11 protein-coding genes and 1 pseudogene (1 of these 12 running past the window's edge) are annotated in these 13,399 nt (G+C 61.1%); 6 read left to right on the plus strand and 6 right to left on the minus strand.

The window, feature by feature from the left end:
* Window positions 1-1,494 (plus strand): annotated as a pseudogene (locus N7E02_RS12215) (peptidoglycan DD-metalloendopeptidase family protein); it begins 445 nt to the left of the window's first position.
* Between the two features lie 74 nt (window positions 1,495-1,568).
* Here the strand turns inward: N7E02_RS12215 and clpB are convergent.
* Window positions 1,569-4,169 (minus strand): ATP-dependent chaperone ClpB, encoded by a 2,601-nt coding sequence (gene clpB, locus N7E02_RS12220; protein WP_286582205.1) that lies wholly within the window; start codon window positions 4,167-4,169, stop codon window positions 1,569-1,571.
* 344 nt (window positions 4,170-4,513) lie between these two features.
* Between clpB and N7E02_RS12225 the strand changes: the two genes are divergently transcribed.
* The 3 genes from N7E02_RS12225 to N7E02_RS12235 all read left to right on the plus strand — a co-directional run bounded on the left by N7E02_RS12225 (window position 4,514) and on the right by N7E02_RS12235 (window position 7,950).
* The gene (locus N7E02_RS12225) at window positions 4,514-5,641 is read left to right on the plus strand and encodes a vWA domain-containing protein (RefSeq protein WP_286582206.1); all 1,128 of its coding nucleotides are present in this window, start codon (window positions 4,514-4,516) and stop codon (window positions 5,639-5,641) included.
* Between the two features lie 269 nt (window positions 5,642-5,910).
* On the plus strand, window positions 5,911-6,090 hold the full coding sequence (locus N7E02_RS12230) for a hypothetical protein (protein ID WP_286582208.1): 180 nt from the start codon (window positions 5,911-5,913) through the stop codon (window positions 6,088-6,090).
* A gap of 108 nt (window positions 6,091-6,198) precedes the next feature.
* Window positions 6,199-7,950 (plus strand): phospholipase D-like domain-containing protein, encoded by a 1,752-nt coding sequence (locus tag N7E02_RS12235; RefSeq protein WP_286582209.1) that lies wholly within the window; start codon window positions 6,199-6,201, stop codon window positions 7,948-7,950.
* A gap of 101 nt (window positions 7,951-8,051) precedes the next feature.
* Here the strand turns inward: N7E02_RS12235 and N7E02_RS12240 are convergent, their stop codons facing one another.
* Together N7E02_RS12240 and N7E02_RS12245 are read right to left on the minus strand one after the other, a co-directional pair.
* Entirely contained in the window at window positions 8,052-8,525 is a 474-nt protein-coding gene (locus N7E02_RS12240) for a class 1 fructose-bisphosphatase (RefSeq protein WP_286582211.1), read from the minus strand.
* Window positions 8,507-9,013, minus strand: coding sequence for an FIG domain-containing protein (locus tag N7E02_RS12245; protein WP_286582212.1), 507 nt, complete (start codon window positions 9,011-9,013; stop codon window positions 8,507-8,509). The genes N7E02_RS12240 and N7E02_RS12245 overlap by 19 nt, the downstream gene beginning before the upstream one ends.
* A 572-nt stretch (window positions 9,014-9,585) precedes the next feature.
* Between N7E02_RS12245 and N7E02_RS29680 the strand changes: the two genes are divergently transcribed.
* Both N7E02_RS29680 and N7E02_RS29685 read left to right on the plus strand, forming a co-directional pair.
* Complete coding sequence (locus N7E02_RS29680; RefSeq protein ID WP_353622882.1) at window positions 9,586-9,675, plus strand: NUDIX domain-containing protein; 90 nt, start codon at window positions 9,586-9,588, stop codon at window positions 9,673-9,675.
* Between the two features lie 4 nt (window positions 9,676-9,679).
* Window positions 9,680-9,937 (plus strand): NUDIX hydrolase, encoded by a 258-nt coding sequence (locus N7E02_RS29685; protein ID WP_353622883.1) that lies wholly within the window; start codon window positions 9,680-9,682, stop codon window positions 9,935-9,937.
* Between the two features lie 294 nt (window positions 9,938-10,231).
* On the opposite strand, the gene N7E02_RS12255 is transcribed toward N7E02_RS29685, so the two are convergent.
* The 3 genes from N7E02_RS12255 to prfA all read right to left on the minus strand — a co-directional run bounded on the left by N7E02_RS12255 (window position 10,232) and on the right by prfA (window position 13,329).
* The gene (locus N7E02_RS12255) at window positions 10,232-11,089 is read right to left on the minus strand and encodes a DUF4167 domain-containing protein (protein WP_286582213.1); all 858 of its coding nucleotides are present in this window, start codon (window positions 11,087-11,089) and stop codon (window positions 10,232-10,234) included.
* A gap of 291 nt (window positions 11,090-11,380) precedes the next feature.
* Complete coding sequence (gene prmC, locus N7E02_RS12260; RefSeq protein ID WP_286582214.1) at window positions 11,381-12,250, minus strand: peptide chain release factor N(5)-glutamine methyltransferase; 870 nt, start codon at window positions 12,248-12,250, stop codon at window positions 11,381-11,383.
* Window positions 12,247-13,329: a peptide chain release factor 1 gene (gene prfA / locus N7E02_RS12265; protein ID WP_286582215.1), complete on the minus strand. Its 1,083-nt coding sequence runs from the start codon at window positions 13,327-13,329 to the stop codon at window positions 12,247-12,249. Before prfA ends, prmC begins: the two co-directional genes overlap by 4 nt.
* Between the last annotated feature and the right edge of the window lie 70 nt (window positions 13,330-13,399).

Consider the following 13,399-nt stretch of genomic DNA (forward strand, 5'->3'; position numbering starts at 1 on the left):
TCCAGCGAAGCGCCGCCGCCGCCGGCCAACCGCACGGGCCTGATCTACGGCTCGAACGTCGAGTCCGAAGTCAGCCTGCAGACGGTCGCATTCCCCACCAAGGGCAGCAGCTTCGCCTATGCCGCGCCGATGACGCTGGAAGAAGTCGAGGAAAACGTCCGATCCAACGGCTCGGTACTGACCGCTGGCGATGCTCAGCTCTCGGCCCTCTATTACGTGGACCCGCAGCGCTTCTCCACCGCCGAAGATAGCGTCGACCTCACCTCGGGCATCACTGCCCGCGTGGTCGAGGAGAATATGTCGGTTGCCGATCCGGAGCCCATCACCCCCCATACCCGCGAATATGCGGATGACATCGTTCCCGTGCGCCGGTCAACCACGGTTGCCGAAGCCCTGACGGCGGTCGGCTATCCGGATGGCAAGGCGAAGGAAATTTCCGGTTATCTCGAAACGCGCCTCGGCGACGCCAAGGTACAACCGGGCGACGTGCTGCGCATCGGCGTCATCCAGGAAGGCGAGATGGTTCTCGTCGTCCGCGCCAGCCTCTATCGCAAGGGCGAGCATCAGGTAACTGTCGCGCTCGACGACCGTGGCCGTTTCATCGACGGCGAAGAACCACCGATGCTGGCGGCCGTGCAGTCAGCCTTCAGCGACCAGGGCCCCCAGATCATGGCCGGCCGCGATCTGCCCAGCGTCTATGACGGCATCTACCGCGCCGCCCTGTCTTACGGAATGAGCAAGGACATGACGGCCCTGCTCGTCAAGCTCCTGGCCAGCAATGTCGATCTCCAGGCGCAGCTGAGAGCAACCGACAAGATCGAGGCCTTCTTCTCCGTCGCCGACGAGGACGGCAAGGCCGGCAAGGATTCCGAGCTTCTCTACGTCGATGCCCATTTCGGCGACAACGATACCCGCTTCTATCGCTTCCAGAATGTGGACGAAGACAATGCGGTCGATTATTTCGACCAGAACGGCAAGAGCATTCGCCAGTTCCTGCTGCGCAGCCCGGTTCCCAATGCGCGCATGACCTCCGGTTTCGGCATGCGTAGCCACCCGATCCTCGGCCGCGCGCTGATGCATACCGGCACCGACTGGGCCGCTCCGCGCGGCACGCCGATCATCGCCACAGGCAACGGTATCGTGGAAAAGGCCGGTTGGGATTCCGGTGGCTACGGTAACCAGACGATCATCCGTCACGCCAACGGCTATGAATCCTCCTACAACCACCAGAGCGCGATCGCCCGTGGCGTGCGCGAAGGCGCCAAGGTCACCCAGGGCCAGGTGATCGGTTATGTCGGTTCGACCGGACAGTCGACCGGCGCCCACCTTCACTACGAACTCATCGTCAACGGCACCAAGGTCGACGCGATGAAGGTCCGCCTGCCCGGTGGAAAATCCTTGGCCGGCCCGGCTCTCGCCCGCTTCGAGGAAGAGCGCAAACGCATCGACGCCCTGCTCAACACCCAGCCGTCGGACGAGGTCGCGAGCCGCTAACGGTTGCATCTCACAATATCAGACGAAAATGGCGGCCGGAGCCGCCATTTTGCTTTTGATCGGTGGCTTTCGCCTTACGCCGCAGCACTCATGCTGCCCTTGACGCGGAACAACAGCCGGTCCGAACCGGACGTCACCTTGACGGTCGAGCCATCCGGGATCTTTCCGCCCAGAATATCCTCGGCCAGCGGATCCTGGACGAACTTCTGGATCACCCGCTTCAGCGGACGCGCACCATAAACCGGGTCGTAACCCTTATTCGCCAGCCATTCGCGGGCATCGCCGTCGAGCTCCAGCTCGATCTTGCGATCGGAGAGAAGCTTGAGCAGACGCTGCAACTGGATATCGACGATCGCGCCCATCTCGTTCCGCTTCAGGCGGTGGAAGAGGATGATCTCGTCGACGCGGTTGAGGAATTCCGGCCGGAACGACGCCCTGACCACGCTCATCACCTGTTCGCGAACGCTGTCCGTATCCTCGCCCTCGGCAAGGTTGGTCAGGTATTCGGCCCCGAGGTTCGAGGTCATGATGATGATCGTGTTCTTGAAGTCGACCGTGCGGCCCTGACCGTCCGTCAGGCGCCCGTCATCGAGCACCTGCAGGAGAACGTTGAACACGTCCGGATGCGCCTTCTCGATCTCGTCGAACAGCACGACTTGATAGGGCTTGCGCCGGACCGCTTCGGTGAGCGCACCGCCTTCGTCATAACCGACATAGCCCGGAGGGGCACCGATCAGACGCGACACGGAATGCTTCTCCATGTATTCCGACATGTCGATGCGCACCATCGCTGTTTCGTCGTCGAACAGGAAGCGCGCGAGCGACTTGGTGAGCTCCGTCTTGCCGACGCCGGTCGGGCCCAAGAAGATGAACGAGCCGATCGGTCGGTTCGGATCCTGCAGGCCAGCACGCGAACGGCGAACCGCACGCGACACCGCCTGGACGGCATCGCCCTGGCCGACGACGGACTTTGCCAGCTCGTCTTCCATCCTGAGCAGCTTGTCGCGCTCGCCTTCCAGCATCTTGTCGACCGGAATGCCGGTCCAGCGAGAAACAACATGCGCGATCGCATCCGGGTTCACCACTTCCTGCACCATGGCATTGGTGGTCGTATCCTGGGCTTCGGCATCGACGAGCCGCTTTTCCAGGTCCGGAATGACGCCATAGGTCAGCTCACCGGCGCGCTGGAATTCACCCTTGCGTTGGGCGCTCGCCAGTTCGTTGCGGGCGTCGTCGAGCTGCTTCTTCAGGTCCGCGGCAAGGCCGAGTTTCTGCTTTTCCGCCTGCCAGCGCGCCGTCAGCGCATCCGCCTGCTCTTCCAGCGAGGTGACCTCGCTTTCAAGCCGGGTCAGCCGATCGGCAGAGGCCGTGTCGGTTTCCTTCTTCAGCGCCTCGCGCTCGATCTTCAGCTGCATGATGCGGCGGTCGAGTTCGTCCAGTTCCTCCGGCTTGGAATCCACCTGCATGCGAAGTCGCGAGGCGGCTTCGTCCATCAGGTCGATCGCCTTGTCCGGCAGGAAGCGGTCGGTGATATAGCGGTTCGACAGGGTCGCGGCCGCAACCAGAGCCGAGTCCGAGATCCGTACCTTGTGGTGCTGCTCGTACTTTTCCTTCAAGCCGCGCAGGATCGAGATCGTATCCTCGACCGTCGGCTCATCGATCATGACCGGCTGGAAACGACGAGCGAGCGCCGGGTCCTTCTCGACATGCTTGCGATATTCATCGAGCGTGGTCGCGCCGACGCAATGCAACTCTCCGCGGGCAAGCGCCGGCTTCAAGAGGTTCGACGCATCCATCGCCCCGTCGGATTTGCCGGCACCGACCAGCGTGTGCATCTCGTCGATGAACAGGATGATATTGCCGTTTTCCGACTGCACTTCGTTGAGCACGCTCTTCAGCCGCTCCTCGAACTCGCCGCGATACTTTGCACCGGCAATCAGCGCACCCATGTCGAGTGCCATCAACTGCTTGTCCTTGAGGCTTTCCGGCACGTCGCCATTGACGATGCGCAATGCCAAGCCTTCGGCGATCGCCGTCTTGCCGACGCCGGGCTCACCGATCAGGACCGGATTGTTCTTGGTACGGCGCGACAGGACCTGGATCGTGCGACGGATTTCGTCGTCACGGCCGATTACCGGGTCGAGCTTGCCGTCACGCGCATCCGCCGTCAGGTCGCGGGCATATTTCTTCAGCGCCTCGAAACCCTGTTCGGCATTGGCGCTGTCGGCCGTGCGGCCTTTGCGGATGTCGTTGATCACCTGATTGAGACCCTGTGCGGTAATGCCGGCCTTCTTCAAGGTCGCGGATGTCGAAGCTGTGCTCTCGATCAAGAGCGCAAGCAGGAGCCGTTCGACCGTGACAAAACTGTCGCCGGCCTTCTTTGCGGCGTCTTCGGCAGTCGAGAAAACCCTGGCGAGCGGCTGCGAAAGATAGATTTCGCCATTGCCGCCGGAAACCTTTGGCAGCTTGGCAAGGGCGGCGTCATTGGCGATCCGCGCCTCCTTGGCACTGCCGCCGGCCCGCTCGATCAGCGAGGACGCCATTCCCTGGTCGTCGTCGAGCAGCACTTTCAAGAGATGCTCGGGCGCGAACTGCTGGTTGCCCGCAGCAAGCGCCTGGGTCTGGGCAGACTGCAGAAAACCGCGCACGCGTTCGGAATATTTTTCAATGTTCATATACACCTCCATTGATCGCCCTGCCCTTCGATAAGGCACAGGCCGATGGTCGAGATTGAGCTCCCTCAAAGGCAAGCCCGCGCCGCGATCGGCGTCGGTCAGGATATGGGAGCGCCTTTCACCGATTTAAAGGAGATTACGCAAGGTTTTCACACAGCGATTGCACGGTCCTGCCGCGTCATGATCCCACTATCGGTCAGCCGGCATAGTGTGGCTTACCTTAAATTAAGCACATGCTTATATAGCAGGAGACCTTCGATCGTTTTGCGCGTTTCACCGCCATGCGAAACCTCGAGCAAAATCTCAGGCGCGGCTTCTGCAACGACCGAAACGGCAATTTCGGCATGATGACCGCCATCCTGCTTCCCGTCCTGATCGGCGTGGCCGGGCTGGCAATGGATACGATGAACCTCTCCCTCTCGCAGAACCAGCTGCAGCAGGCAGCCGATGGCGCCGCCCTTGCCGTCTCGGCTGCGATGGCCGACGGAACGGCGGATGCCACGAGCGGGCAGACACTCGGCAAGAACTTCGTCTCCGGCCAGGTCGCAAACTACATGACCGCCAGCGAGGCGGCCGCCGTGAAAAATGCCACGAATGTCTCGATCACCACGACCACCACCGGAACCGGCAGGACGTTTGCAGTCGTCGTGTCCGCTTCGGCTTCCGTCGCCCTCAGCCCCTTCAGCAGCTTTATCGGCGGCAGCGCGAGGACGGTGACGGTGACGAGCAATGCGTCGAGCGGCATCGGAACGGCGCGAAACGGCGTTTCCATGGAACTGGTGCTCGATCAATCGGGATCGATGACGGAAAACACCACCACCGTGAAGGGCAGGGAATGTAGCCTGATGGTGCTGGGCATCTGCCTGGCATACAGGCCGACCTACGTCACCAAGATGGAAGCCCTGAAACAGGCGGCCACCGCGCTCTTCGATGCGCTGGACAAAGCCGATCCCACCTTCAGACACGTCCGCACCGGGGCTATTTCATACGCCAACGGCATCAAGGGGCAGAAGGCGATAAACTGGGGTACGGCAGATGCGCGCGGCTATGTCAGCACCCTGGTTCCCGCGGGCGGCACGGATGCGACCGCGGCAGTCGACACCGCCGACAAGGCGATCCGCCAGAACATCTACGGCACCGATGCCGAAAGCGTCGCCCAGGCGAAATACGACAACAAACCGGTCGACCGGATCATTGTGCTGATGACCGACGGGCAGATGGAAGGCGATACCGGCGACTGGCTCAGCTCCCTGGACCAGTCCGTCCGGGCCAAATGCGCCTCCGCCAAGGAGGGCGGCATCCGCATCTTCACCGTCGCCTTCATGGCCCCCGACAAGGGCAAGAGCCTGCTGCAATACTGCGCCTCATCCGCCTCCAATTACTACGAGCCGACGACTATGGACGCCCTGATCGCCAGCTTCGCCGACATCGGCCAGAAGGCGACCAAGGTCCCCACCCGCCTGACCAACTGACGTCCCGAAATTCGCCGAGGGCCGTCGCGCGTAAGGTCCTCTTCACCGCCTCACCTCCCCAACGACAAAAAGCCTCGGCCGGAGGGCCGGGGCTTCATAAGGAGGCCAGCCTCGGCTGCGCCACGCGTGCAAAACACAAGATCTTCATCATATACTCGTGAAGGCCATTTTGTCGCAGGCCGCGCGTACCTAAATCAAATCCGTGACGCCCTTGTTGGGGGCGGGCGCCACCTCAACGTCAAAGGCGTAATCGCCCAGAGGTAAACGCAATGTCAGAAGACAAGACCACCCAGATCATCGGAATTTTCAAAACCCTGTTCCAGGACCACGGCCTGCCGCAGGGCGTGGAGCAGATTTCCGACCCTGATTTCCAGGCCTTCGCCCAGGCCCATCTCGACGAGTTCGACGAAGCCCGCGACGAAGTCGAGAGCCACCGAACACTATTCTGATCCGTCGCCTGCCAGCCTGTTGCTGGCAGGCCGCTAGTCCGCCGTAAGGCGCGATATTATCCGTCACAATAACACGCTAAGGTTTCACCATCTTCGATGGAGGTGGGCATGCTGACGGATTTTCAGGCGACCGGATCGAATGCAGCATCCCCGATCTCGCTGACCATCCACCGTGGCGACGGAATGATCCTTCTCGGCATGGACTGGAAGGACGGCGAACCACCCGAAAACTTCGCGGGTTTTGCGATCCAGTACCGGGAGCCCGGCGCCGCCTTCTTCAAGACGGTGCGCAATCGCATCGGCTTTCCGGGCCAACTGGTGCCCGCCACGGGCATCCGCACCACCGAGGCCCCGATCCAGAAATTCCGCTGGGTCCATTTTCCCTTCGATGCCAATCTTCAGGGCGACTTCCTCTATCGCATCACCCCCATGTTCATCGATACTGACGGCAAGCTCTCACCGGGCGAGCCTCAGGAAGCCACGCTTGCGCTGATGCGCGAGACCGTGCCCGGCAAGCTCAACGTCGCCTTCACCCGCGGCTATGTTTCCTCGCAGGCCTTCGTCCGCAATTTTTCCGACGGAGGAAATATCACCACGCTTGTCCCGCCCGAAGCCGAGGAAGGCCTCGATTTCGTCCCGACCCACGCGCAGGCTGAGCGGGCGCTCTCCTGGATGGGCTTCGAAGCGCGCGCCGAAACCCTCTCGCTCCTCGAACAGGCACGGGAGAAAGGCGCCGAAGTCCGCGCGATCGTCTACGACCTCAACCTGCCGGAAGTGCTGGAACGGCTGGAAGCGCTTGGCAACAAGCTGAAGGTCATTATCGACGACAGCGGTCCGAAACACGGCGCGCCTCATTCGCCCGAAACGAAAGCTGCCAACCGCCTGATCGCCTCGGCCGGCGCCACCAACGTCAAGCGCCAGCACATGGCCAATCTCCAGCATCACAAGTCGATCGCCATCAAAGGCGGAGGCATGAACACCGTCGTCTACGGTTCGACCAATCACAGCTGGCGCGGCTTCTACGTGCAGTCGAACAACAGCCTCATCGTCCATAGCGAAACTGCCGTCGAAGACTATTTCACCGCCTTCGACAGCTATTTCGACGCCGGCCGCGCCGCCGATTTCCGCAATTCACCAAGCGCCGGCAAGTGGCACGATCTCGGGCTCACCGGCATCGATGCCAAGGTCGCCTTCTCCCCGCATGCCAAGGATGCCGGCCGGCTGGAGGAGATCGGCGCCGACATCGACAAGGCCCGCTCCAGGGTCATCTTCTCGCTCGCCTTCCTCGGCCAGATGACCAGAGGGCCGATCGGCCCGGCGCTCGGGCGCGCGCTGGAAAAGCCCGACATGCATGTGATGGGCATCGCCGATGGCAGGGTTCAGGCAGACAATCTTGGCTTGACCGTCATCAATCCCGACGGAAGGGAACGGCTGGTCCGGGCCGCCGCGCTGACCGGCAACGTGCCGCCGCCCTTCCTGACCGAACCGTCAGGACTGGCCGGCGCCGACGGCAACAAGCGCGGCACGAGAATGCATCACAAGTTCATCGTTCTGGATTTCGACACGCCCGACGCCCGCGTCTATCTCGGTTCCTATAATTTCTCCGAGCCGGCTGACGACGACAACGGCGAGAACCTGGTTCTGGTGCGCAATCGCACGGTCGCCACCAGCTATATGATCGAGGCGCTGCGCATGTACGACCATTATGTCTTCCGCGTCGCCTCCAGCGAACACGATGGCCCGGCGAAGCCGCTTGAACTGAAGCTGCCCCCGAAGGTGGGCGGCCGTGCCTGGTTCGAGCGCGACTGGACCGACCCCGTTCGCGCCCGCGACCGCATGCTGTTCGGTCGCTCCGGCTGAGGCACCCGCAACCTGCGGGCATCGGAAGTAATCGCCCGCCAAATGTGAGTATGGCCCCGCAGACGCGGAGCCATGCCGGATAGACCTATGGCCCGAAAACCTTACTCGGCCGCCGCCTCATGCACCCGCGCGGCATAGGCCGCAGCAATCTTGTCGACTTCGGCCTTGGAGCCGAAGATTACCGGCACGCGCTGATGCAGCGAGGTCGGCTGGATGTCGAGGATGGCGGTCTCGCCGATGATCGCAGCACCGCCGGCCGCTTCCACCAGCATGCCGATCGGGTTGCCTTCATAGAGCAGCCGCAGGCGTCCGCCGGACGCCGGCTTGTTCCGGTCGGCCGGATAGAGGAACACGCCACCGCGGTTGAAGATGCGGTGCGCATCGGCCACCATCGACCCGACCCAACGCATATTGTGTCCGGTATCGATCGCATCCTCGATATAGGCAGCGACCACATCGTCCCAGGAGGCGCGGCGGGCGGCATTGATGGCGAATTCCTTGGCATCCGGAACGATCTTCGCATCCGCATTGGTCAGCAGGTAGACGCCATCCGCGTTCAGCGTGAAGATCTGCACCCCTCGCCGATCGTCAGGACCAGTACCGTCTGCGGACCATAGGCGGCATAACCGGCGACCAGCTGGCTGCGCCCGCTTTTCAGGATATCGCCGGATGCCTTGGCCTCGATCACGGAGAAGATCGTGCCGACCGTGACATTCACGTCGAGATTGGACGAGCCGTCCAGCGGATCGAAGATAACGGCATATTTGCCGTCCGAATGAATAGCGACTTCCGTATCCAGTTCCTCCGAAACCGCGAAAGAGACGGCCGGAGACTGGCGGCAGGCTTCCAGGAGAATGTCGTTGGAAAGAATGTCGAGCGGCTTCTGCGTCTCGCCTTGGACGTTCGTGACTTCCGTGGCGCCGGTCAGCCCGTCCAGCGACGAGGTCCTCAGCCTGTCCGAAATCTGCCGCGTGGCCTCGGCGACGTTGCGCAGAACGTCGACCAGTTCTTCGCTCACCACGGTTCCCTTGCGGCTTTCGAGATAGGCTTCGAATGTCGTCATCTCTTCTCTCCCGGAAAATTGCTTGTTCGGACAAGGCGCAGACGCGCTTCCGCACCTAAGTAGTGCGAAGTTTTTGCAGGGCGCAATATTTTTTGCAATGCGGTAAGCGGCTACAATCGTTTGAAAAATTCGACAAATATCGAAGGTTGCAATACGGCCGGAGCTCGCGCCTCAAAAACTGCCGTTCAATCGTTTCAACCAGGAGAATGGCAACATTCGGCAGGCGGAACGGCTTCTGCCTTGAAATACTGAAACTCCGGCGAATAACCAAAGTAGCTTAAAGCCTCCGCCCGTCATGGCGGCCTTCGCGCCCTCGGCACCAGCATGTGCATGGCTCGGATTTCGCTGTACGAAGGCAGAGAGTGTCGCAAAGTCAGCGCAGACGAAGTCGTCATTGTGCTACTCGGTGCCGACCAGCGGAGCAGGGCATCACTAAATGCGAGGTACCGGATATGGCAGAAATTCAAATCAGGGCATTCATTGCATCACTCGTAGCCCTTCGAAGAACTGAGACGCGGCATGAGGTTTTGCTCCTCAAAAGAACCCAGTCTTTGGCCGGGGAGTGGTGCTAGGTGGCAGGTGGTATCGAGGAAGGTGAGATCGCTTGGCAGGCGGCTGTGCGCGAGCTCGCGGAAGAGACCGGCCTGACGCCTGAGGCCTGAGGCCTTGTATTCCGCTGACATCTGCGAACAATTTTATGAAGCGGATCGCGATGCGATCACTATCGCACCTGTCTTCGTGGCATTCATCGACAACACCGCGGAGGTCTCACTCAATCATGAACATTGTGAGTTTCGATGGGTCAGCTTTGAGGAAGCGATCGAGCTTGTTACTTTCGGCGGTCAACGACGAGTTCTTCGCTGGATTAGGGAAGAATTTATCGAGAGAAATCCGACCAAGCACCTCCTTATTGATTTCGTTTAGAAACGGCGATCTTGGGGTTACAGGCTTCAAGTAGCCGGCACATGACTTCCAAGATTTCGAAGGCACTTGACCTCGTCCGCCAACGAAAGGAGCGCCATGCGCTCGGCGTGGACGAATGCTCGCGGCGCGGTTTCAGGCTGAGCCTCTACCTCGGCCAACACTTCCGCCCGCGCAGCTTCTATCACCGGCTGCGGGCCGCAACTGTCAGCGGAGGCGGAAATCGCAGCACCTCCCCAAACGCAAAAAACTCCGGCCAATGACCGGAGTTTTTCAGTTTCAAAGTTTTGCGCTGGCTTATTCGCCGGCTTCCGCCATGGCGGGTTCACTGCCATCGGCAGCGGCATCGCCCTCGCCTTCCGCTTTGCGCGACTGACGGCGCGGACGGGTGCTGGCGGTGCGGCGGCGGCGCGGGGTCGTTTCCGCCTGCGCCTCTTCCTCGACCGCGACCTCAGCCGGGGTACCGTCGATCACCGGCTGCGGGCCGGAACCGTCGGCGACGGGCGCGGAAATCGCAGCCTCTTCCGAGACCGGAGCCGATACCGGTGCAGCCTCAGCAGCTTGGCCGGCTTCGGCGCCAGCCTGCTCGGCAGCGACAGGGCGGTTGTTGTTGCGCTCGTTGCGATCCTGGCGGCGGTCACGACGGTCGTTGCGGTCGCGGCGGTTTTCGCGCGGCTGCTGCTCCTGACCCTGCTGGCCATCACGGTTCTGGTTCTGCTCGCGGCGCGGCTGCTGGTCTTCGATGACCGGCTGCGGTGCGTAGCCCAGATCCTCGCCGTCGCCGGCGTCCATATCGTCCTGATCGATCGAATTGCCATCGCGATCCTGCATGTCGCCGCGATCCTGATGCTGGAAGCGATCCTGCATCTGGGCCTGCGCTGCAGCAATGATACGATTGTAGTGCTCGGCGTGCTGCAGGTAGTTTTCAGCAATAACCCGGTCGCCCGAGCTCTGCGCGTCGCGCGCAAGCTGCGAATACTTTTCTGCGATGTGCTGAGCAGTGCCGCGGATCTTTATGTCCGGGCCGGAGCTGTCATAGGTACGGCTGAGCGGGTTTCCGCCCTTGCGGTTGAAGTTGTTGTTACCACCGCCGCCGCCGCCGTTATTGTTGTTACCACGCCCTCGACCACGCTTATTCTGCTGTCCTGGCCTCATTTATCGTTCACCAACTCTTCTTCTTTGCTGATAGGGGCCACGCGGCTCGCCGGTCAAAACCGGAGCAAGACTTCGCGTGCTGCGCACAGGTCGACAAAGGCGGCCTGCCGCTTTCAAAGTCAAATTACCTGATTCACGCACCGGGATTGCTCAACCTCGTCGGCTCTCCGAAAAAAGAACCGAATTAAGGGTTGACCTGTAACCCGAACGAATCGTTGTTCATTCCCAGCCGCCCCGATGCGTAGCCGCAAGCTATCGCGATTACTTAGGAATTCCAAGCCTTTTCTTTTGCTACGCAACATCAAACGGCGGCCTTGTGAAAATCAATACCCGATCGTTATCACCATAGTCTCGCTTGGCCTGCACGAGTGCAAAACCAGCTGCTTCGAAGATCGCGATCACCGGGTCTTTCTGGTCGAAACCGATTTCCAGTCCCACATATCCATGAGGTTTGAGGAACTCGGCTGCGTGACCAGCAATGGCAACATAAGCTGCCAGTCCGTCAGCCCCGCCATCCAGTGCCGCCGCAGGATCGAAATTGCGGACTTCAGGCTCCAAATTCGGGATGACATCGCTTCGTATATAAGGCGGATTTGACGCTATTATGTCAAAGCGCCCCTCAATCATGTCAAACCAGTGGCTTTGAACCGTTTCGAACCGGTCATCCAGACCGAATACTCTCGCATTGGCGCGCGCGGTCTTCAAAGCATCGTCGGAAATGTCGCTGCCAACCCCGAAGGCATTGGGCAACTCACTCAACAACGAAAGAACAATGGCACCGGTTCCAGTGCCGAGATCAAGAATCCTGATCCTGTCTTCTTTGAGCTTATGGGCGAATTCCAGAATAGCATCGACCAATACTTCCGTATCCGGTCTAGGCTCCAGCGTTTCCTTCGAAAGCAGGAAATCTAGGCCATGGAATTCTCTCGACCCTAATATGCGGTGCACCGGCTCCCGTTTCAAGCGCCGGCCGACGGCATCGTCGATTTTCTTCTTCTCTTCCGCGTTCAGTACCCTGTCGCCATTGACGAAGACATCCGTGCTGGAAAGCTTCAGCAAGCCGCCGATCAGAAGCCGTGCCTCGATCGCTGCATCCGGCAGGCCCGCCTCCGCGAACCTGCTGCGCGCGATCGCCACGGCTTCGGCAAGCGTCGTCATCATCCCTGCACTTCGCCGAGCTGCGCGAGCTGCCCCGCCTGATAATCGGCGATGAGAGCATCCACCACTTCGTCGATCTCGCCCTCCATCATCCGGTCCAGCTTGTAGAGCGTCAGGTTGATGCGGTGATCGGTGACGCGGCCCTGGGGAAAATTGTAGGTGCGGATGCGCTCCGACCGGTCACCGGAACCCACCTGGCTCTTGCGGTCCGCCGAACGTTCGCTGTCGGCCTTCTGCCGCTCCATGTCGTAGAGACGCGAACGCAGGACCTGCATCGCCTTGGCGCGGTTCTGGTGCTGCGATTTCTCGGCACTGACGACGATGATGCCGGTCGGCAGGTGGGTGACGCGCACGGCAGAATCCGTCGTATTGACGTGCTGTCCGCCGGCACCCGACGCGCGCATCGTGTCAATGCGGATGTCTTCGGGCCGGATTTCGATATCGATCTCTTCTGCTTCCGGCATCACCGCCACGGTCGCCGCCGAGGTGTGAATACGCCCCTGCGTCTCGGTGTCCGGCACGCGCTGCACCCGGTGCACGCCGCTTTCGAATTTCAGCTTGGAAAACACCCCACGGCCGGTCACGTTCGCGATGATTTCCTTGTAGCCGCCCGCTTCGCCCTCGCTGGCGGAAAGCACTTCCACCTTCCAGCCATGGGCGCTGGCATAGCGCTCATACATGCGGAACAGGTCGCCGGCAAAGAGCGCTGCCTCGTTGCCGCCGGTGCCGGCGCGGATTTCCAGGATCGCGCTCTTCTCGTCCGCCGCATCCTTCGGCAGGAGCAGGACCTGCATGTCCTTCTCCAGCGCCTCGATCCGCTCTTCCGCTTCCGGCAGCTCCATCTCGGCCAGTTCGCGCATCTCCCGGTCGGTGCCCTTGTCGGACAGCATCGCCCTGAGGTCCGCCACTTCCGCGACGGTCTTCTCGTATTCGCGGATCTTGCCGACCACCGGCTGCAGTTCGGAATACTCCGAGGCCAGCTTCACATAGACGTCGGCAGCCGGGCCTTCCGACATGCGGGCCTCAATCTCGCCGAACCGGCGCTCCAGCTCGCGCATTTTCTCGACAGGAAGCTTCGCCAATTACTGAACTCCAAATATGCCGTTCGTCATCCTCGGGCTTGTCCCGAGGATCTGCAGGTCTATCGGCGTG

Source organism: Terrirhizobium terrae, from assembly GCF_030323265.1.
Lineage (GTDB): Bacteria > Pseudomonadota > Alphaproteobacteria > Rhizobiales > Rhizobiaceae > Neorhizobium.